Raw genomic sequence first — 18,717 nt, forward strand, 5'->3', positions numbered from 1 at the left:
AGCGGAAAGGTCAGGCTACCACCGAGAGCCGCGTCGGCGCCCCTCGAAAACCGGCCCCCGGGACCGGAGTGACCTGAGTCTCAGGAGGTGCGGTAGACGCTTTCCTCGCGCCCGGGACGCCTCGCCGCGGCCCACACGAGGTAGGCCGCCGCGAGCGCGAAGACCACCATCGACATCCAGACGTTGAAGCGAAGGCCGCCGACGTCGTGGAGCTCGACCGGGTCGATGCGGAGCGTCTCGATCCAGCCGCGGCCGGCCGTGTAGAGCAGCGCGTAGAGCGCGACGACCTTGCCGTGGCCCAGGCGGAACCGGCGGTCCAGCAGGATGATCACCGCGAACGCCGCCAGGCACCACAGCGACTCGTAGAGGAACGTCGGGTGGAACGTCGCGACGTTCTCGTAGCCGGCCGGGCGGTGGTCACGGTCGATCTCGAGGGCCCACGGCAGGTCGGTCGGCCTGCCGAAGAGCTCCTGGTTGAAGTAGTTGCCGAACCGGCCGATCGCCTGCGCGACGAGCACGCCGGGCGCGAGCGCGTCGAGGGCCGGCAGCACCCGGATGCCCATGACACGCGCGCCGATGACGGCACCCACGGCGCCGAGGATGATCGCGCCCCAGATGCCGAGCCCGCCGTGCCAGATCTTCAGGGCGTCGACCGCGTGACGGCCCTCGCCGAAGTACAGGTCGTGGTCGGTGATGACGTGGTAGAGCCGGCCGCCGACGATGCCGAACGGCACGCACCACAGCGCGAGGTCCTGCATCTCCCCCGCCTTGCCGCCGCGGGCGACCCAGCGGCGTTCGCCGATCCAGACCGCGGCGACGATGCCGAGGATGATGCAGAGCGCGTACGCCCGGATCGGGAGCGGCCCGAGGTGCCAGACACCCTGCGCGGGGCTGGGGATGCTGAGGGCCACGAAGGGGGCGGTCAGGGCGTTCACGTCACTCCTCGAGGAGACTGCTGATGTCCTGGGCGAGCTGCTGGGGGGTCACGTCACGGTTCCAGAAGGCGGTGACCTGGCCATCCTGCACGGCGAACGTCTCGTCGTTGTGCTCGACGAGGTAGCCGGTGCGGCCCGGGTTGTCGCTGTCGGGTGTGCCCTGTCCGCCGGGGCCGGCCTTGGCGAAGGAGACGTGGAACGTCTTCGTCGCGAGCGCCTGCAGGTCGGCGTACGTGCTCGTGACGCCGACGAACCGGCGGTCGAAGGCGCCGAGGTAGCGCGCGAGGACGGGGACCGTGTCGCGCTTGGGGTCAGTGGTCACGAAGACCACGTCGACGTCCTTGCGCTGGTCCTTCGGGATCCGCACCAGCGCCGAGGTGATGTCGGCCATCTCCTGGCTGCACACGTCGGGGCAGTTGGTGTAGCCGAAGAAGACCAGCGTCAGCGGCTTGGCCTCCTTCGTGAAGGAGTACGCCGACCCCGTCGTCGCCGTCAGCGACGTCGCGGGCACCTGCCAGGGGTTGGGCACCTTCGAGCCGTGGAACGGACCGCCTGCGGTCGGCGTCGAGGCGCACGCGGAGAGGGCGAGCACCAGCGCCGCACCCGAGGCCGCGAGGCCCAGGCGCCGCATGCGCGGCTCAGGCACGGCCACGGACTCCGGCAGCCAGCTCCTCGGTGAGCGCGGCGAGGTTGCGCAGCCCGGTCGCCCGGTCGGGCGCCTCGAGCAGTGCACGCACGAACGCCGAGCCGACGATCACACCGTCGGCGTACTGCGCGAACTGGGCGGCCTGGGCGCCGGTGCTGACGCCGACGCCGACGCCGACGGGGAGGTCCGTCGTCGCCTTCGTGCGCTCGATGAGCGGGCGGACGACGTCGGCCGTGGCCTGCTTGCCGCCGGTGACGCCCATGACGCCGGTGGCGTAGACGAAGCCGCGGCTGGCGGCGGTGGTCATCGCGATGCGCGCGTCGGTGCTCGAGGGGGCGACGAGGAAGACCTTGTCGAGGTCGTGCTCGTCGGCAGCGGCGATCCACTCCTGGCCGAAGTCGGGCGTGATGTCGGGCGTGATCAGGCCCGCTCCCCCGGCACTGGCGAGGTCGGCGGCGAACTGTGCGACGCCGTAGCGCTCGATCGGGCCCCAGTAGGTCATCACCAGCGTCGGGGCACCGGCCTTCGCCACCGCCTCGACGGCCTGGAGGACCTGCTTCGACCGGGTGCCGTTGTCGAGGGCCTGCTGGGCGGCGGCCTGGATGATCGGGCCGTCCATGACCGGGTCGGTGTAGGGCAGGCCGATCTCGATGACGTCGCAGCCGTGCTCGACCATGACCGTCAGCGCCTCGATCGAGCCCTCGAGGTCAGGGAAGCCCGCGGGCAGGTAGCCGACGAGCGCAGCGCGGCCCTCGGCCTTGGCGCGCGCGAACGCGGAGGCGGTGCTCACTTCTTCTCACCCTTCTTCGACGAGGCGAGCTCGAAGTAGTCGAGCGCCGTGCCCATGTCCTTGTCGCCGCGGCCGGAGAGGTTGACCAGCAGGATCGCGTCCTTGCCCTTCTCGGCCGCGAGCGTCGGGGCGAGACGGAGGGCACCGGCGAGCGCGTGGCTCGACTCGATCGCGGGGATGATCCCCTCGGTGCGGGCGAGCAGCTGGAACGCGTCCATCGCCTCGGTGTCGGTCACCGGCTCGTACGACGCCCGGCCGGCCGCCGAGAGCCACGCGTGCTGCGGGCCGACGCCCGGGTAGTCGAGGCCCGCCGAGATCGAGTGGGACTCGATCGTCTGGCCGTCGCCGTCCTGCAGGACGTAGGTGCGCGCGCCGTGGAGGACGCCCGCGCCGCCAGCCGCGATCGTGGCGGCGTGCTTGCCGGTCTCGACGCCGTCGCCTCCGGCCTCGTAGCCGTAGATCGCGGTGTCGGCGTCGTCGAGGAACGCCGTGAAGAGGCCGATGGCGTTGGAGCCGCCGCCGACGCACGCAGCGACGGCGTCGGGCAGCCGGCCGTACTTGGCCAGGCACTGCGCCCGCGCCTCGTCGCCGATGCCGCGGGTGAAGTCACGGACCATCGACGGGAACGGGTGCGGGCCCGCCGCCGTGCCGAAGAGGTACGCCGTGTGGTCGACGCTGGCGACCCAGTCGCGCAGCGCCTCGTTGATGGCGTCCTTGAGGGTGGCCGAGCCGGACTCGACCGGGATCACCTTCGCGCCGAGGAGCTCCATGCGGGCCACGTTGAGGGCCTGGCGCTCGGTGTCGACACGGCCCATGTAGACGGTGCAGTCGAGGCCGAAGTAGGCGGCCGCGGTCGCGGAGGCGACGCCGTGCTGGCCGGCACCGGTCTCGGCGATCACGCGGGACTTGCCCATGCGCTTGGTCAGCAGCGCCTGGCCGAGCACGTTGCGGATCTTGTGGGCGCCGGTGTGGTTGAGGTCCTCGCGCTTGAGCAGGATCTTCACGCCGTACTGCTCGGAGAGGTGCTTGGCCTCGTAGAGCGGGCTGGGCACGTTGGCGTAGTCGACGAGGGCGTCCTCGAAGGTCTTCACGAACTCCGGGTCGGCCATCGCCTCGGTGTAGGCGACGGTCAGCTCGTCGAGCGCGGCGACGAGGGCCTCCGGCATGAACCGGCCACCCCACGCACCTGCGCCGCCGAACCATCCGAACTCGTCGGCGTCCCAGTTGGTCATCCCTTGATTCCTGTCATAGCGCGGACTGCTGCTTCGGGGTCGCCGTCCTTGACGAGCGCCTCGCCGACGAGCACCACGCGGGCACCCTCGCGGGCGAACCGCTCGACGTCGGCCGGGCCGGAGATGCCGGACTCGGCCACCTTCACGCGGTCGTCGGGGATGAGCGCGGCGAGGCGGCCGAAGGTGTCGTTGTCGACGGCCAGGGTCTTGAGGTTGCGGGCGTTGACGCCGATCAGCTCGGCGCCGAGGTCGACCGCTCGGCGCGTCTCCTCCTCGTCGTGGACCTCGACGAGGACCGTCATGCCGAGGCCGATCGCCTCGTCGTAGAGCGCCTTGAGGTCGGCGTCGTCGAGGGCGGCGACGATGAGCAGGACCAGGTCGGCGCCGGCGGCGCGGGCCTCCTGGACCTGGTAGCTCGTCACCATGAAGTCCTTGCGCAGGACCGGGGTGTCGACGGCGGCGCGGACGGCGCGGAGGTCGTCGAGGGAGCCGTTGAAGCGGCGCTGCTCGGTGAGCACGGAGATCGCGTGGGCGCCGCCGCGGGCGTAGGACTGCGCGAGCGCGGCGGGGTCCGTGATCTCGGCGAGGTGGCCCTTCGACGGCGACTTGCGCTTGACCTCGGAGATCACGCTGATGCCGGCCGCGCGGAAGCCCGGCATCGGGTCACGGGGGGCGGGCGCTGCCTGCGCCGCTGCGCAGACCTCCTCGTAGGAGACCTGCGCCTCGCGGACGGCGAGGTCCTCGCGGACTCCGGCGATGATCTCGTCGAGGACCGTGGCCTCTGCTGGTGCGTCGCTCACGCGTCCAAGCGTCTCACGCGGCGCCCAGCGGTCTTCGCCGGGTTCCACCGGCGGAGCAGGGCCGGACCTGCAGCGCACTGTCGGGCGTGGGCCCTAGGTTGCAGATGACACACGTCGCGTCGGGCGACGTCAGGACGAGGAGCTCCCCATGAACCACATCGCCGCCGCCAACCGCGTCGCCTCGATGATCGCCACCCTCAAGTGGGTTGTCATCGGCCTGGTCGGCCTCGCTGTGCTCATCGGCTTCATCAGCAGCATCACCGAGGACGCCCCCGGCATCGGGGTGGTCGCGCTCCTCGTCGGTGCGGTCTACGGCTTCCTCACCTACGTCTTCTTCGGCTGGCTCGAGCAGACGCTGCGGATGCTGGCGACGATCGCGGTCAACACGACGCCGGGCGCAGGCGCGCCGGTCTCGCCGTACGCCGGGTGACCCGGGCGTGCGCTAGGGCGCGAGCCACGCACCCCACGGAGTGTTGCGGGCGACGCCGAAGGCGACGAGCAGGACGAGCGCGACGGCGACGACGCGCGTGCTCGGTCCCTCGACCGGCTGGCCGGCCCAGGCGCGGCGCACCCACACCAGCCAGCCGAAGGCGAGGAACGGGATGCTCGCCACGAAGTAGAGGTTGCTCGACGCCGCTCCGACGAGGTCGAAGTGGGTCAGGTCGTTGACGGCACGCAGGCCACCACACCCCGGGCAGGGGTGACCGGTGAGCACCAGGAACGGGCAGAAGCCCCACGAGCCCTGCTGGTGGGGGTCGCGGACGTGCAGCGCGAGGCTCGCCGCGGCGACTGCCGTGGCGAGCCCGAGGGGCGCGGCCAGGTCACGCACCCGGCGCGAGCCGGGGACGACGGAGGCCGTCAGGGCCTCAGTGGCCGGTGCCCTCACCGAAGCCCATCTTGTTGAGCACGACCAGCGCGACCGGCGCGACGGCCAGGATCACGACGCCGACCCAGAAGAGCGACCAGTTGATCGGGGAGAACATCATGCCGATGCCGCCCACGACGAACGCCGCAAGTCCGATGAAGACCGCGGTCCAGGCCGCCGGGGTGTTGCCGTGAGAGTCAGACATGCGCGTGGTTCTCCTCGTCGTGCAGCGATTGCGGCGACAGTCTAGTCAGGCCGGCGGGTCGTCGTGCGCGTCCGGGTCACGAGTCGGATCGTGACCTGCGTCAAGCGACTTCCAGAGGTCGACGCTCGACTGCTCCGCCAGGGGTACGACGCGGGGCCGGTCGCCGGCGGAGGGCGCGTCGTACTTGCTGCCCATCTCGGGCCAGTCGCGTGCGAGCAGGACCGCGAGCACCCCGGCCACGAGGGCGAGCGCCGACGCGACGAGCAGCGTGGCGAACCAGCCGGTGGTGTGGACCGTGGTGCTGCCGGCGGCGATCTTGACCAGGTCCGACCGGTAGGACGCCCGGAGGTCCGGCAGGCCGACGACTGCGGCCAGCAGGGTGCCGAGCGCGAGCAGTGCTGCGAGCGCCGCGATCGCGCGCCGGACCCGCCCCCGCAGGACGAGGAGCACGCCCCACGACGCGAGGAGGACCAGGCCGAGGGCGCCGGCCAGCGGGAGCTTGTCCTCGATCCCGGGGATGCCCGGGACGGAGACGTGTGACGTGGCACGGCCGCTGCCGGTCACCATCGGCTTGTTGCCCGCGACCGCGGCCAGCGCGGAGGAGGCCAGGCCGAGGAGGACGACCGGCCCGAAGCTGCCCCTGCGCGTCACGCGGGGCCCAGCAGGTCGGCGTCGAAGCAGGTGCGGTCGCCCGTGTGGCACGCGGCGCCCACCTGGTCGACCTTGACGAGGAGCGTGTCGCCGTCGCAGTCGAGGCGCACCTCCTTGACGTGCTGGACGTGGCCCGAGGTGTCGCCCTTGGCCCAGTACTCCTGGCGGCTGCGGCTCCAGTAGACGGCGCGGCCCGTGGTCAGGGTGCGGCGCAGCGCCTCGTCGTCCATCCAGCCCATCATCAGCACCTCGCCGGTGTCGTGCTGCTGGGCGATCGCCGGCACGAGGCCGTCAGCCGTGCGCTTGAGGCGGGCGGCGATGGCGGGGTCGAGCTGGGGGTCGAGCTGCTGCTGGTCGGCGTCGGTCACGCGCCAAGGCTAATGGCTGCCGGTGCGCAGGCCCTCCAGGTAGGCGTGCACCAGCGCGACCGCCGAGGCACCCTCGCCGCTCGCGGTCGCGACGCGCTTCATCGAGCCGGAGCGGATGTCGCCTGCCGCGAAGACGCCCGGCACGCAGGTGGCGAGGTTCGCTGGTGGCAGGCCGCCGGCCCAGCACTCCTGCGGGACGTCGCGCCCGGTGACGACGAACCCGGCCTCGTCGCGGCGTACGCCGTCGGGCAGCCAGTCACCGTGCGGGGCCGCGCCGATCAGCAGGAAGAGGCCACCGGCGGTGACCCGCTCCTCGGCTCCGCTGCGGACGTCGCGGAGCGTCAGCCAGCCGAGCTGGCCGGTCTCCTCGGCACCGCCGTCGACGATCTCGGTGCATGGCCGGACGGTGATGCGGGGGTTCCACTCGATCTCGTCGATGAGGTACTTCGACATGGTGGCGGCCAGGTCGTCGCGGCGGACCAGGATCGTCACCGACCGCGCGAAGCGGGCGAGGTGGACCGCCGCCTGGCCGGCGGAGTTGCCGCCGCCCACGACGTAGACGTCGCGGTCCTCCATCTCGCGGGCGGCGGTCATGGCGGCGCCGTAGTGGACGCCCGCGCCGACGAGGTCCTCGAGCGGGGCGACGCCGAGGCGCCGGTAGGTGACGCCGGAGGCGACCAGGACGGTGTGGGCGCGCACCTCGCCTCCGTCGGTGACGATCGTGTGGGGCCCACCGTCCTTTCCGGGCCGCAGCTCGACCACCGGCCACCCCGTGAAGAAACGTACGCCGAAGCGGATCGCCTGCGTGCGGGCCCGCTGCGCCAGTCGCATCCCGGAGATGCCCCGGGGGAAGCCGAGGTAGTTGCGGATCATCGAGCTCGTGCCGGCCTGCCCACCGATGACGTCGGACTCGATGACGACGGTGTTGAGCCCCTCGGAGGCCCCGTAGACAGCGGCCGCGAGGCCCGCCGGTCCGGCACCGACCACGGCGAGGTCCACCACCGTGTCGACCTCGATGTCGGAGGGTCGGCCGTAGATCAGCGCGGCCAGGCCGCGCACCGAGCTGGGGGCGATGATCGGCCGGTCCGCGAAAGGCCTCGACGTCAGGTGGACGAGCGGGAAGCGGGGCTCGTCGCCATGGAGGGCCAGCGCCTCGGCGCCCTGCGGGGAGTCGGGCGCGTAGGTGCGGTGCGGGAAGCCGGTGCGGTCGAGGAAGTCGCGGACCGCCAGTGCGAGCGGCGACGCGTCGGGCGTGATCACCCGGACCGTGTCGATCTCGGACGTCGCGACGGTGGCGCCCCAGTCGCTGAGCAGCTCGACGACGGCGTAGTGGAACTCCTCGTCGCGCAGGCCCTGGGGAAGCAGCAGATGGGTGTCGAACTTCCCCTTCTGCAGCGCGGGGCGCAGCGCCACGGTGTCGGAGCCGAACCGCTCGATCGGGATCGCCACGATCCGGCGGGCGGTCGGCACCAGCGTGCGCCACGCGTGCATGGCCGTGAGCATGGGCTGGTCGGGCAGCTGCGAGTCGCTGACGACCATTGCGACGGGCTGGCCGGCATCGACTGCAGCGGCGATGACCCCCGTCGCCTCGGCCGCGGATCCGGCCGCCCGTACGGCGTACTCCTGCTCGTAGCGGCGGAAGTGCGCGGTCAGGACGTCGAGGCGGTCACCGGAGACGAGGAGGATGAGGGGGTCGGCCACGCGGCCATCCTCCCGCACGATGGGGCTCAGTGGGCCTGCTGGGCGACCCAGCTGGCGTGGAGGTCGGCGTACGGACCGGGGCGGGTGACCAGGACGGCGTGCGGACCACGCTGGACGATGCGGCCGTGGTCGACGACGACCACCTCGTCGGCGTTCTCGGCGGTGGTGAGGCGATGGGCGATCGTGACCGAGGTGCGGCCCGACATGAGCTGCTCCAGCGCGCGCGCCATGCGCATCTCGAGCTGCGGGTCGACGGCACTGGTCGCCTCGTCGAGCACGAGCAGGTCCGGGTCGGCGAGGTGCGCGCGCAGCAGTGCGACGAGCTGCCGCTCCCCCGCGCTCATCGCCTCGCCGCGCTGGCCGACGCGGGTGTCGAGGCCGCGCGGCAGGGTGTCGAGCCAGTCGGAGATGCCGAGCTCGTCGGCGGAGGCGAGGATCTCCTCGTCGGTCGCCCCTGCGCGGCCCCACTGCGCGTTGGCGCGGAGGGTCTCGTCGATCAGGAACCCCTCCTGGGGCACGAGCACGACGCTGCGCCTCAGCGAGGCGTTGGCCACCCGGCGTACGTCGACGCCGTCGAGGAGGACGGAGCCGCTGGTCGGGTCCATCAGCCGGGTGAGCAGCTTGGCGAGCGTCGACTTGCCGGAGCCGGTCTCGCCGACGACCGCGACGCGGGTGCCAGCCTCCACGTGCAGGTCGATGTCCTGCAGCACGAGCGGGCCGCCCGGGTAGCCGAACGAGACGTCGCGGAACTCCACGTCGATCGGGCCGCGCGGCAGCACCTCGCCGTCGGCGCCGGGGTCGACGAGCTCCGCCGGCGTCTCGAGCACGCCGATCACGCGGCGCCAGCCGGCGAGCGCGTTCTGCGCGTCGGTGAGCACCTGCGTGCCCATCTGCACCGGGCCGACGAAGAGCGTCACGAGGAAGGCGAAGGCGATCACCTCGCCGGCGCTCAGCACCCCCGCGAACCCGAGCCAGATGCCGATGACGATGACGCCGGCGTTGGCCAGGCCGCCCGACAGACCGCCGAGCGAGAAGGAGAACGCGGTGAATCCCTGCGCCTTCGTCGCGGCCGCCTGGTTGGTTGCGATCGCCTCGTCGATGCGGGCCTGCGTGCGGTCCTGCACGGCGTACGCACGGATGACGGCGGCGCCGACGACCGGCTCCGCGATCGCGCCGAGCATCACGCCGACCTGCGCGCGGACGATGCCGTAGGCGTCAGAGAGCCGCTGCTGGAACCACTTGAGGCTGAGGAAGAGCGGCGCGAAGCAGATCCACACGACGAGGCAGAGCTGCCAGCTGTAGAAGAGCATGATCACCGTCGCGACGGTGATCTGCCCGACACTGACGATCGCGAAGATGCCACCGAAGACGAGGAACTGGCTGACCTGGTCGACGTCGCTGGTCACGCGGCTGACGAGCGCCCCACGGCGCTCGGTGTTCTGCGTGAGCAGCGGGAGGTCGTGGACGTGGCGGAACGCCTTGATCCGCAGCGTGGCCAGGCCACGCTCGGCCTGGGTGAAGAGCCGGCTGGTCATGGCGTACGACGCCAGGCCGGTCGCAAGGATCGCCACCGCGGCCAGCACGCCCATCCGCACCATGTAGCCGATGTCGGCACCCTGGGGGCCGAGGCCGTGGTCGATCGTCTTCTGCACGGTGATCGGCACGACGACCTGGCCGATGGTCGCGACCAGTGCCAGCAGGAGCGTCACGCCGAGGCCCTGGCGGAGCTCGGGCGAGATCTGCATGCCGCGGCGGATCGTCGCCATGGCGGAGATCTCGGCGCCGGTGCCGACGACGGGCTCGGGCGCGGTCACGGTGGTGCTCACGCGTCCTCCTGCTGGGTCTCGTAGGCGTTGACGAGGTCGGCGTAGGCCGGCGAGCGCTGGATCAGCGCGGTGTGGGGACCGCGGTCGACGATGCGGCCGTCGGCGAGGTGGAGCACCTCGTCGGCGAGCGCGATCGTGGCCTTGCGGTAGGCGACGACCACCAGCGTGGCCGTCGTGGCACCGTCGCGCAGCGCCTCGAGGATCCGCGCCTCGACCTCCGGGTCGACCGCGGACGTGGCGTCGTCGAGAACGAGGAGCCGCGGCTTGCGGACGAGCGCGCGGGCCAGCGAGATCCGCTGCCGCTGGCCGCCGGAGAGCGAGGTGCCGCGCTCCCCCAGCTTCGTGTCGAGGCCGTGCGGCAGGGCCGCGACGAACCCGTCGGCCTGCGCGGTGCGGAGGGCGGCCCAGACGTCGGCGTCGGGGACGTCCGCACCGAGCGTGACGTTGCCGCGCACCGTGTCGTCGAAGAGGAACGCCGACTGCGGCACCACCGCGACCGCACGGGCCAGCTCGCCCGCCGAGAGGTCGCGCAGGTCGACGCCGTCGACGCGGATCGCGCCCGCGTCGGGGTCGACGAGCCGGGTGATGAGGGTGGTCAGCGTGCTCTTGCCGCTCGCGGTGGCGCCGACCAGCGCGACCGAGCGGCCGGGCTCCAGCGAGAAGTCGATGTCGGTCAGCACCGGGGCGCCGGGCTCGTAGGCGTAGCTCACCCGCTCGACCGCGAGCGAGGCTGCGCCGGACGCCGGCAGCGCGGACCCGCCGTACTGCATCTCGCCGGTGGCGGCGAGCACGCGGGTGACCCGGCGGAAGCCGACGACGCTGCGCGGGAACTCCCCCAGCAGCCAGCCGATCGACCGGATCGGCATGGCCACGATCGTCAACAGGTAGCCGATGGTGACGACATCGCCCGGAGCCGTGTCGCCCGCCTGCACCCGCGCGACGCCGACCGCCAGCACGACCAGGACGCCCAGCGACGGGACAGCCGCGATCACCGGGTCGAACGCCGCGCGGATCCGCCCGGCGCGCACGTTGACGTCGCGCAGCTCGCGGGCCACAGCGGCGAAGCGCTCGGTCTCGTCGGCCTCGCGGCCGAGCGTCTTGACGACCTGCGCGCCCTCGAAGGACTCGTGGGCGATGCCGCTCAGCGTGCCGCGGAGGGCCTGCGCTCGGGTCATCAGCGGGGACGCGGCGTTCTGGTAGGTGACCGTCGTGAGCACCACGATCGGGAAGACGAGCAGGCCGATCAGCGCGAGCACGAGGTCGGCGGCGAACATCTGCGCGATGGCGATCACCATCATCACGACGGTGCCGACCGCCATCGGCAGCGGAGCGATCGGGCTCCACGCCGCCTCGACGTCGGCGTTCGCGTTGGAGAGCAGCTCGCCGGTGGGGTGCTGCTGGTGCCACTCCATCGGGAGCCGGAGGTACTGGCGTGTGACGGCGCGGCGGTCGTGGGCCTGGAGGCGGTACTGCATGACGCCGGCGCCGAGCCGGCGCGCGACGATGCCGACCGCGCGCAGGATCGCGACGCCGACGAAGAGGCCGACGACGGCCCAGAGGATCGACGCGGAGATGTGGCCGTCGCGGAAGGCCGGCGTCACGGCGTGGTCGGTGGCCCAGCCGAGCACCCAGGCGTCGGCGACCGTCAGCGCTCCGAAGAGGACGCTGCCGAGGGTGGAGACGGTGAAGATCAACGGCTCGCGCCGGATCGCCACCCCCAGCACCGCGAAGCCGTCACGCAGGGTCGATGTCGGGGTGCTCACGAGGGCCCAACCACCTCAGCATTGTCTGGCATTCCCAAGAGCCTAAGGTTGCCTGCATGACCCGGTCACCTGCACGCCTCGAGCGCGACCAGCTCTGCGACCTGGCCCTGGCCGTCGGTCCTGACGCACCCACGCTGTGCGGCGCCTGGGACGTCCGGCACCTGATGGCGCACCTGCTCGTGCGCGACCGCCAGCCACACAACGCCGTCGGCATCTTCGCCCGGGCCCTCGCCGGCCGGCACGACGACGCGGTCGACACCACCGCGCGCCGCGACTTCGCCACGACCGTCGAGGCGGTCCGCTCCGCCCGCTCGCCGCTGGCCCTGCCCGGCGTCGACACCCTCGCGAACACCATCGAGTACTTCGTCCACCACGAGGACGTACGCCGCCGTGCCGGCGCCACCTGGCAGCCGCGCACGCTCCCCGACAGCACCGTGAAGGCACTGTGGCGGGCGCTCCCCGTCATCGGCCGCGTGATCGTGCGCGACGCCGACGTGCCCGTGCAGGTCCGCCGCTCCGACACCGGCACCACGCTCCAGCTGCGCCGCGGCGAGAACCCCGTCGTGCTCGTCGGCGAGGTCTCCGAGATCGTGCTCTACCTCTACGGCCGGGGTGCCGTCGCCGACGTGGCCTTCGAGGGCCCCGACGCGCACATCACCGCGCTCAAGGCCGCGGACCTCGGTCTCTGAGGCCCGCAGCCCGGACGGCGCGGGTCGGCGCGGGTCAGCGCGGGTCGACGTAGATGTCGAGCTCGAGCTTGCCCGTGCCGCCGTACGGCGAGAGGTCGGTGATGCCGGCCGCGGCCAGCACGTCGACGTCGAGGAACGAGTTGCCGGTGCAGGCGCGCGAGTCCTGGACCAGCACCTCGATCGCCGCGTCGCCCATGATCTCCGGGGTGCGGGAGACCGCAATCGCCTCGTCGCCGCCGAGCAGGTTCTGCACCGCGGCGGTGGCGATCAGGGTCTCGGGCCAGAGCGTGTTGGAGGCGACGCCGGCCTCGCGGTACTCCTCGGCCCAGCAGAGGCCGAGCAGCGACATGCCGTACTTCGCGAGCGTGTAGCCGGGGTGCGCGCCGAGCCACTTGGGGTTCATGTTGAGCGGCGGCGACAGCGTCAGGATGTGCGGGTTGGTGCCCTTGACCAGGTGCGGGAGCGCCTTGGAGGTCAGCAGGAAGGTGCCGCGGTGCTCGATCGACATCATCAGGTCGAAGCGCTTCATCGGCAGGTCGACGGTCTTGGCCAGGTTGATGGCCGAGGCGTTGTTGACGACGATGTCGATGCCGCCGAAGCGCTCGACCGTCTTCGCGACTGCGCCCGCCACCGACTCCTCGTCACGGACGTCGCCGACGATCGGCAGGGCCTGACCGCCCGCCGCCTCGATCTCGGCCGCGGCGGTGTGGATCGTGCCGGGCAGGCGGGGATCGGGCGTGTCGGTCTTGGCGAGGATGGCGACGTTGGCGCCCTCCTTCGCTGCGGCGACCGCGATCGCCAGGCCGATGCCGCGGCTGCCGCCGGACATCAGGATCGTGCGGCCCTCGAGGCGCTTGCTGCTCATGCGGTGGCTCCTTCGACAGAGAGGCTTTCGGTGCGGTGCAGGGCGTCGACGACGCCGGCGTAGCGTGCGTTCTTGATCGACCCGAGGACGGGGCCGCGCAGGGGCGCGAGCTCCGCTGCCCGTGCCACAGCGGCACCGAGGAGCTCCTCGGCCGGGACGATGGCGTCGAGGATGCCGGCCGCCAGGGCCGACTCTGCGTCGTAGCGGGTGGCGAGCACCATGGCCCGGTGGGCCACCTGCGGGGCGAGGCGTGCCATCGCGAGGGCGGCGAGGCCGGCGGTGAACGGGACCTTGATCGCCGCTTCGGGCAGGCAGTGGAAGCCGCGCTCGGTGCGGGCGTAGCGCTCGTCGAAGGCGAGGGCGAAGAGCAGCGCACCTGCGTAGCAGTGGCCGTTCAGCGCGCCGACGGTGGGCACCTCGCTGACCAGCAGGCGCGCGACGAGCCGCTGGTACGCCGGGGTGTACTCCGGCTCGACGAAGAGCTCCGGGACGAGGCCGTTGGAGAAGAACTTGCCCCTGGCGGTGATCACCAGGGCTGCCGGCCCCTCGGATGCCTCGACCTCGTCGAGGGCTGCGTCGATCGCCGCGATCCGCTCGTAGGTGAAGCGGTGGTCGTCGTCCGGCAGGGCGGGGTCACTGATGTCGAGGACGAAGACGTCCCCGTCGCGGGTCAGCTCGGTCATGGCCCGAGCATTGCACTTTTCCTTCAGTCGCGCCAGTTGTGCAATGATCGAGGCGTGTCCGGTCTTCAGCTGCGTCCCGTCTCGGCCCGCTCCGCGGTGCTGACGACGCTGCTCGCGCTGCACCCGCCGCGGCAGACGGCCGCCCAGCTCGTCGCCGGGCTGGAGTTCCTCGGCTTCACCGAGACGGCCACGCGGGCTGCGCTCTCGCGCATGGTCACGCGCGGCGACCTGCTGCGCGACGGCGACACGTCGTACACGTTGAGCGAACGGCTGCTCGAGCGCCAGCGCCAGGTCGATGCCGTCCACCACCCCGAGACACGCGCCTGGCACGGCACGTGGGAGATGGCGATCGTGACCACCACGGGTCGCAGCGCCGCCGACCGGGCTGCGCTGCGCGCGCAGCTGCAGGCGCTCCGCGTCGCCGAGCTGCGCGAGGGCGTATGGACCCGGCCGGCCAACCTGCGTCGCGGCTGGCCCGAGGAGCTCACCGCGATCTCGGAGTGCTTCGAGTCGCGCCCGCTGGGCGATGCGGCCGCACTGGCTGCCCGGCTCTGGGACCTCGAGGGCTGGGCGACCCACGGCCGCCTCCTGCTCGACGCCCTCCCCCGGACCAGCACGCCCGCCGACCGGTTCACCGTGGTGGCGGCCATGGTGCGTCACCTGCAGTCCGACCCGCTGCTCCCCGCGGAGCTCTCCCCCACCGGCTGGCCCGGCGAGCAGCTCCGCGCGGCGTACGACGAGTACCGGGCAGAGACGTGGGGCCAGGGCCCTGGAGCACAGCCGAACGGCTGACCACTTCGGTCCGGAGAAATGGACATTCGGCGGACTCCGTCATGAACCGCCGACACGTACGTTCCCATGCCATGAAGCGCTCCACCGCCCTCATCGCCGCCCTGCCGCTCACGCTCGGCGTGCTGCTGCCCGCGCCGGCCCAGGCGGCAGCGACCACCACCGTCTCGGCCGCCGTCTCCGACGCGTCGGTGACCCTCGGCGACACCTCGGTCGTCTCCGGCTCGGTCTCCGGACCGGCCGGACGCACCGTGCGCCTGCAGGTGCAGACGGCCTCCGGCTGGCGCACGCTGCGCTCCACGACGACCTCGAGCACCCAGACCTACCGCCTCGTCGCACCGTCGGCCTGGCTCGGCGGCCACACGCTCCGCGTGCAGGCGCCGGAGACCACCGATGCCACCGCGGGCGCCTCGTCGTCCCGCTCGTTCTCGGTCCGTCCCACGTGGAGCCCCGCCGGCACGGCCTCGGACTGGCGCTGGATCGCCAGCGCGCACCCGCGCTACAACCCGTGTCAGCCGATCATCTGGCGCTTCAACCAGAACGGCGGCTACAGCTCGTCGCTCAACGACCTCAAGGTCGCCTTCCACCGGCTCTCGCAGGCCACCGGCATGACCTTCACGTACGGCGGCACCACCAGCGTCACCCCGCGGCCCGGCAACTACGACAGCCGCGCCACGATCACCGTCGGCTTCAACACCCCGTCGCAGGTCGGCTCCCTCAGCGGGTCGGTCGCCGGCCAGGGCGGCGGCGGCTGGGCCACCCACGACGGCTACGCCGAGATGGTGCACGGCACCCTCACCCTCGACCGCACCGAGCGGCTGCCGGCCGGCTTCACCAGCTCCGGCGGCGCCACCTGGGGCCAGATCATGGAGCACGAGATCGGCCACACCCTCGGCCTCGGGCACGCGTCCGGCAGCAACCAGCTCATGTACGGCGTGGCGTCGAGCCCCAACCACCGCTTCGGCGCCGGCGACCTCAGCGGCCTGCGCGCGGTCGGCCTGCAGGCCGGCTGCATCCCGAACACCGCGCGCCGGGTCTGAACGGCGGCGGCCGGGTCTAGCGGACCGGGTGGCCCGCCTTGCTGAGCGCCATCTTCACATCACCGATGCGCAGGTCGCCGAAGTGGAAGACACTCGCCGCCAGCACGGCGTCGGCGCCCGCGTCGACGGCCGGGGCGAAGTGCTCGACCGCGCCCGCGCCACCCGAGGCGATCACCGGGATGTCGACGGCAGCGCGCACCATGCGGATCAGCTCGAGGTCGAAGCCGTCGCGGGTGCCGTCGGCGTCCATCGAGTTGAGCAGGATCTCGCCGGCGCCGAGCTCGGCGGCCTGGACGGCCCACGCGACGGCGTCGATGCCGGTCGAGGTGCGGCCACCGTGGGTGGTCACCTCGAAGCCGGAGTCGGTGCGCACGTCGCCCTGCACGCGGCGCGCGTCGACCGAGAGGACGAGCACCTGGTTGCCGAACCGGTCGGCGATCTCCGCGAGCAGCGCCGGGCGCATGATCGCGGCGGTGTTGACGCCGACCTTGTCGGCGCCGGCACGCAGCAGGCGGTCGACGTCCTCCACCGCGCGTACGCCGCCACCGACGGTCAGCGGGATGAAGACCTCCTCGGCGACCTTGGAGACGACCTCCATGGTGGTCGCGCGGGCGTCGCTCGACGCGGAGATGTCGAGGAAGGTGAGCTCGTCGGCACCCTCGGCGTCGTAGGTGCGCGCAAGCTCGACCGGGTCACCGGCGTCGCGCAGATCCTTGAAGTTGATGCCCTTGACCACCCGGCCGCCGTCGACGTCGAGGCACGGGATGACGCGGACGGCGAGGCTCACAGGGTGCCCTTGGTGAGGGCGAGCGCGTCCTCGAGCGTGAACTGGCCGGTGTAGAGCGCGGTGCCGGCGATGGCGCCCTCGACGCCGATCTCGACCAGGCCCATCAGCGCGCGGATGTCGTCGAGCGTGGTGACGCCACCGGAGGCGACCAGCGGACGGTCGGTGCGCTCGGCGACGTCGCGCAGGAGCTGGAGGTTGGGGCCCTGCAGCATGCCGTCCTTGTTGACGTCGGTGACGACGTAGCGCGCACAGCCCTCGGCGTCGAGGCGGGCCAGCGTCTCCCACAGGTCGCCGCCGTCGCGGGTCCAGCCGCGGGCCGCGAGCGTGGTGCCGCGGACGTCGAGGCCGATGGCGACGCGGTCGCCCCAGGTCGCGATCGCCTTGGCGCACCACTCCGGCTTCTCGAGCGCGGCGGTGCCGATGTTGACGCGACGGCAGCCCGTGGCCATGGCGGCCTCGAGCGACTCGTCGTCGCGGATGCCACCGGACATCTCGACCTTGATGTCGAGGCGACCGACGATCTCGGCCTGGAGCTCACGGTTCTGACCGGTGCCGAACGCGGCGTCGAGGTCGACGAGGTGGAGCCACTCGGCGCCGGCGTCCTGCCAGCGCAGCGCCGCCTCGATCGGGTCGCCGAAGACCTTCTCGGACCCGTCCACGCCCTGCACGAGCTGGACGGCCTGGCCGCCCTTGATGTCGACGGCGGGCAGCAGCTCGAGGTAGTCGCTCATGCCGCTCATCCTAGGGAACGCGCGGCGGCGAGCAGGATCTCCGTCAGTTCGGTGGGACGCGTCAGGTGCGGCCAGTGGCTGGTCGGCAGCCAGCTCCAGCTCAGGTCGCTCATGCGGTCGACGACGCCGAATGCGCCCGGCCACCTCTCCCGCCACTCCCCCAGCGTCGCCTCGTCGAAGCCGGTGCCGATCACCAGCGCCGGCACGTCGTACGCGCGGGGATCGAGCGGCCACCCGTCGCGCACGACCCGGGCGGGGTAGGGCACCGCTGTCTGCTCGATCCACGCGCGCTGCTCGTCGGTGAGGTCGCGCTGCTCCTCCGGGGTGAGCTCCTCCCAGTCGAACGGGATCGAGTCCTCCGCCGGGTCATCGGTGGCCTCGATCGGCTGCGGGAGCGTATCGACGTAGACAACCCGCGCGACGCGGTCGGCATGGTCACCGCTCAGGGCGAGCACGTGCTTCGCCGCCGCGCTGCTGCCGACGAGCACGACGGGACCGTCTGCTGCATCGATGGCTGCCCGCAGGGCCTCGAGGTGCTCGGCGAAGGTCGTGCCGGGCGCTGTCTCGAGAGTCGGCGCGACCACCGTGTGGCCGGCCTCCCGGAGTGGGCGTGCAACCGCGTCCCACGAGTCGCCGCCGAGCCAGAAGCCGTGCACCAGGACGAAGGTGGTCATGGCCTCCACCTTGGCACGACCCACCGACAAGGCAGCAGGGTCAGAGGCTGGTGACCCAGTTGCGCAGCAGCTGTGCGCCCGCGTCGCCGGACTTCTCGGGGTGGAACTGGGTCGCGGACAGCGGACCGTTCTCCACGGCAGCCACGAAGCGGTCCCCGCCGTGCTCGGCCCAGGTGACCAGGGGCGCCGCGGTGCGGTCGTTGGTCTCGAGGGTCCAGTCGCGGACGCCGTACGAGTGGACGAAGTAGAAGCGCTCGCCCTCGATGCCCGCGAACAGGGAGCTGCCCGCGGCGACGTCGACGGTGTTCCAGCCCATGTGCGGCACGACGGGAGCCTGGAGGCGCTCGACGACGCCGGGCCACTCGTCGCAGCCGTCGGTCTCGACGCCGTGCTCGACGCCGCGCTCGAAGAGGATCTGCATGCCCACGCAGATGCCGAGCACCGGGCGGCCACCGGCGAGGCGACGGCCGATGATCCGCTCGCCCTTGATCGCGCGCAGGCCGGCCATGCACGCGGCGTACGCGCCGACGCCGGGCACCAGCAGGCCGTCGGCCTCGAGCGCGGTGTCGAAGTCGGAGGTCAGGGTGACCGCGGCGCCGGCGCGCTCCACAGCACGCACGGCGGAGCGCAGGTTGCCGGACCCGTAGTCGAGGACGGCGACAGACGGCTGGCTCATC

At 72.4% G+C, this 18,717-nt stretch carries 22 protein-coding genes; 4 read left to right on the top strand and 18 right to left on the bottom strand.

All coding sequences use genetic code 11. The annotated features are described in order from the left end of the window. Positions 1-80 precede the first annotated feature (80 nt). The 5 genes from lgt to trpC are packed head-to-tail and all read right to left on the bottom strand — an operon-like array spanning position 81 to position 4,403. Positions 81-935 (bottom strand): prolipoprotein diacylglyceryl transferase, encoded by an 855-nt coding sequence (gene lgt, locus IEX47_RS05250; RefSeq protein WP_229662648.1) that lies wholly within the window; start codon positions 933-935, stop codon positions 81-83. Between the two features lies 1 nt (position 936). Next, the gene (locus IEX47_RS05255) at positions 937-1,581 is read right to left on the bottom strand and encodes an SCO family protein (protein ID WP_188782967.1); all 645 of its coding nucleotides are present in this window, start codon (positions 1,579-1,581) and stop codon (positions 937-939) included. Continuing rightward, positions 1,574-2,371: a tryptophan synthase subunit alpha gene (trpA, locus tag IEX47_RS05260; RefSeq protein WP_188782968.1), complete on the bottom strand. Its 798-nt coding sequence runs from the start codon at positions 2,369-2,371 to the stop codon at positions 1,574-1,576. Before trpA ends, IEX47_RS05255 begins: the two co-directional genes overlap by 8 nt. Beyond that, entirely contained in the window at positions 2,368-3,603 is a 1,236-nt protein-coding gene (gene trpB / locus IEX47_RS05265; protein ID WP_188782969.1) for a tryptophan synthase subunit beta, read from the bottom strand. The genes trpA and trpB overlap by 4 nt, the downstream gene beginning before the upstream one ends. Continuing rightward, positions 3,600-4,403 (bottom strand): indole-3-glycerol phosphate synthase TrpC, encoded by an 804-nt coding sequence (gene trpC, locus IEX47_RS05270; protein WP_188782970.1) that lies wholly within the window; start codon positions 4,401-4,403, stop codon positions 3,600-3,602. Before trpC ends, trpB begins: the two co-directional genes overlap by 4 nt. A 148-nt stretch (positions 4,404-4,551) precedes the next feature. Between trpC and IEX47_RS05275 the strand changes: the two genes are divergently transcribed. Continuing rightward, positions 4,552-4,833 carry a hypothetical protein gene (locus IEX47_RS05275; RefSeq protein WP_188782971.1) on the top strand — a complete coding sequence of 94 codons (282 nt, stop codon included), beginning with the start codon at positions 4,552-4,554 and terminating at the stop codon, positions 4,831-4,833. Between the two features lie 12 nt (positions 4,834-4,845). Here the strand turns inward: IEX47_RS05275 and IEX47_RS05280 are convergent, their stop codons facing one another. Genes IEX47_RS05280 through IEX47_RS05310 form a run of 7 tightly spaced genes read right to left on the bottom strand, consistent with a single transcriptional unit; the run spans position 4,846 to position 11,782 of the window. Continuing rightward, the gene (locus tag IEX47_RS05280; RefSeq protein ID WP_229662649.1) at positions 4,846-5,289 is read right to left on the bottom strand and encodes a DUF2752 domain-containing protein; all 444 of its coding nucleotides are present in this window, start codon (positions 5,287-5,289) and stop codon (positions 4,846-4,848) included. Further along, the gene (locus IEX47_RS05285; protein ID WP_188782972.1) at positions 5,270-5,473 is read right to left on the bottom strand and encodes an HGxxPAAW family protein; all 204 of its coding nucleotides are present in this window, start codon (positions 5,471-5,473) and stop codon (positions 5,270-5,272) included. Before IEX47_RS05285 ends, IEX47_RS05280 begins: the two co-directional genes overlap by 20 nt. Positions 5,474-5,518: 45 nt before the next feature. Further along, on the bottom strand, positions 5,519-6,124 hold the full coding sequence (locus tag IEX47_RS05290; protein ID WP_188782973.1) for a Trp biosynthesis-associated membrane protein: 606 nt from the start codon (positions 6,122-6,124) through the stop codon (positions 5,519-5,521). After that, complete coding sequence (hisI, locus tag IEX47_RS05295; protein WP_188782974.1) at positions 6,121-6,492, bottom strand: phosphoribosyl-AMP cyclohydrolase; 372 nt, start codon at positions 6,490-6,492, stop codon at positions 6,121-6,123. Before hisI ends, IEX47_RS05290 begins: the two co-directional genes overlap by 4 nt. 9 nt (positions 6,493-6,501) lie before the next feature. Then, positions 6,502-8,193, bottom strand: a complete 1,692-nt coding sequence (locus IEX47_RS05300; protein WP_188782975.1) for an NAD(P)/FAD-dependent oxidoreductase — start codon at positions 8,191-8,193, stop codon at positions 6,502-6,504. Positions 8,194-8,219: 26 nt separating this feature from the next. Beyond that, entirely contained in the window at positions 8,220-10,019 is a 1,800-nt protein-coding gene (locus IEX47_RS05305) for an ABC transporter ATP-binding protein (RefSeq protein ID WP_308423248.1), read from the bottom strand. Continuing rightward, positions 10,016-11,782 carry an ABC transporter ATP-binding protein gene (locus IEX47_RS05310; RefSeq protein ID WP_188782976.1) on the bottom strand — a complete coding sequence of 589 codons (1,767 nt, stop codon included), beginning with the start codon at positions 11,780-11,782 and terminating at the stop codon, positions 10,016-10,018. The genes IEX47_RS05305 and IEX47_RS05310 overlap by 4 nt, the downstream gene beginning before the upstream one ends. A gap of 56 nt (positions 11,783-11,838) precedes the next feature. Here IEX47_RS05310 and IEX47_RS05315 point away from each other — a divergent pair, with 56 nt between their 5' ends. After that, the gene (locus IEX47_RS05315; protein WP_188782977.1) at positions 11,839-12,471 is read left to right on the top strand and encodes a TIGR03085 family metal-binding protein; all 633 of its coding nucleotides are present in this window, start codon (positions 11,839-11,841) and stop codon (positions 12,469-12,471) included. 34 nt (positions 12,472-12,505) lie between these two features. Here the strand turns inward: IEX47_RS05315 and IEX47_RS05320 are convergent, their stop codons facing one another. Both IEX47_RS05320 and IEX47_RS05325 read right to left on the bottom strand, forming a co-directional pair. Next, positions 12,506-13,336 carry an SDR family oxidoreductase gene (locus IEX47_RS05320; RefSeq protein WP_188782978.1) on the bottom strand — a complete coding sequence of 277 codons (831 nt, stop codon included), beginning with the start codon at positions 13,334-13,336 and terminating at the stop codon, positions 12,506-12,508. After that, positions 13,333-14,019, bottom strand: a complete 687-nt coding sequence (locus tag IEX47_RS05325) for an enoyl-CoA hydratase/isomerase family protein (RefSeq protein WP_188782979.1) — start codon at positions 14,017-14,019, stop codon at positions 13,333-13,335. Before IEX47_RS05325 ends, IEX47_RS05320 begins: the two co-directional genes overlap by 4 nt. A gap of 54 nt (positions 14,020-14,073) precedes the next feature. On the opposite strand from IEX47_RS05325, the gene IEX47_RS05330 reads away from it, so the two are divergent. Together IEX47_RS05330 and IEX47_RS05335 are read left to right on the top strand one after the other, a co-directional pair. Beyond that, positions 14,074-14,811, top strand: coding sequence for a PaaX family transcriptional regulator C-terminal domain-containing protein (locus IEX47_RS05330; RefSeq protein ID WP_229662650.1), 738 nt, complete (start codon positions 14,074-14,076; stop codon positions 14,809-14,811). Positions 14,812-14,882: 71 nt separating this feature from the next. Then, the gene (locus tag IEX47_RS05335; RefSeq protein WP_188782981.1) at positions 14,883-15,848 is read left to right on the top strand and encodes a matrixin family metalloprotease; all 966 of its coding nucleotides are present in this window, start codon (positions 14,883-14,885) and stop codon (positions 15,846-15,848) included. A 16-nt stretch (positions 15,849-15,864) separates the two neighbouring features. Here IEX47_RS05335 and hisF read toward each other — a convergent pair whose 3' ends face one another. Genes hisF through hisH form a run of 4 tightly spaced genes read right to left on the bottom strand, consistent with a single transcriptional unit; the run spans position 15,865 to position 18,716 of the window. Beyond that, positions 15,865-16,635 carry an imidazole glycerol phosphate synthase subunit HisF gene (gene hisF, locus IEX47_RS05340; protein ID WP_188782982.1) on the bottom strand — a complete coding sequence of 257 codons (771 nt, stop codon included), beginning with the start codon at positions 16,633-16,635 and terminating at the stop codon, positions 15,865-15,867. Continuing rightward, the gene (gene priA / locus IEX47_RS05345; RefSeq protein ID WP_188782983.1) at positions 16,632-17,366 is read right to left on the bottom strand and encodes a bifunctional 1-(5-phosphoribosyl)-5-((5-phosphoribosylamino)methylideneamino)imidazole-4-carboxamide isomerase/phosphoribosylanthranilate isomerase PriA; all 735 of its coding nucleotides are present in this window, start codon (positions 17,364-17,366) and stop codon (positions 16,632-16,634) included. The genes hisF and priA overlap by 4 nt, the downstream gene beginning before the upstream one ends. 5 nt (positions 17,367-17,371) lie before the next feature. Beyond that, on the bottom strand, positions 17,372-18,040 hold the full coding sequence (locus IEX47_RS05350; RefSeq protein WP_188782984.1) for an alpha/beta fold hydrolase: 669 nt from the start codon (positions 18,038-18,040) through the stop codon (positions 17,372-17,374). Between the two features lie 40 nt (positions 18,041-18,080). Then, the gene (gene hisH / locus IEX47_RS05355; protein ID WP_188782985.1) at positions 18,081-18,716 is read right to left on the bottom strand and encodes an imidazole glycerol phosphate synthase subunit HisH; all 636 of its coding nucleotides are present in this window, start codon (positions 18,714-18,716) and stop codon (positions 18,081-18,083) included. Position 18,717: the final 1 nt, after the last annotated feature.

Origin of the sequence: Nocardioides phosphati (assembly GCF_014646375.1) — a bacterium.
Lineage (GTDB): Bacteria > Actinomycetota > Actinomycetes > Propionibacteriales > Nocardioidaceae > Nocardioides > Nocardioides phosphati.

Excerpts from the sequence above, each read along its gene's own strand:
- trpB (WP_188782969.1), bottom strand. The coding sequence starts at position 3,603 with ATGACCAACTGGGACGCCGACGAGTTCGGATGGTTCGGCGGCGCAGGT.
- IEX47_RS05275 (WP_188782971.1), top strand. The coding sequence starts at position 4,552 with ATGAACCACATCGCCGCCGCCAACCGCGTCGCCTCGATGATCGCCACC.
- IEX47_RS05285 (WP_188782972.1), bottom strand. The coding sequence starts at position 5,473 with ATGTCTGACTCTCACGGCAACACCCCGGCGGCCTGGACCGCGGTCTTC.
- IEX47_RS05315 (WP_188782977.1), top strand. The coding sequence starts at position 11,839 with ATGACCCGGTCACCTGCACGCCTCGAGCGCGACCAGCTCTGCGACCTG.
- IEX47_RS05320 (WP_188782978.1), bottom strand. The coding sequence starts at position 13,336 with ATGAGCAGCAAGCGCCTCGAGGGCCGCACGATCCTGATGTCCGGCGGC.
- IEX47_RS05325 (WP_188782979.1), bottom strand. The coding sequence starts at position 14,019 with ATGACCGAGCTGACCCGCGACGGGGACGTCTTCGTCCTCGACATCAGT.
- IEX47_RS05335 (WP_188782981.1), top strand. The coding sequence starts at position 14,883 with ATGAAGCGCTCCACCGCCCTCATCGCCGCCCTGCCGCTCACGCTCGGC.
- priA (WP_188782983.1), bottom strand. The coding sequence starts at position 17,366 with ATGAGCGACTACCTCGAGCTGCTGCCCGCCGTCGACATCAAGGGCGGC.
- IEX47_RS05350 (WP_188782984.1), bottom strand. The coding sequence starts at position 18,040 with ATGACCACCTTCGTCCTGGTGCACGGCTTCTGGCTCGGCGGCGACTCG.
- hisH (WP_188782985.1), bottom strand. The coding sequence starts at position 18,716 with ATGAGCCAGCCGTCTGTCGCCGTCCTCGACTACGGGTCCGGCAACCTG.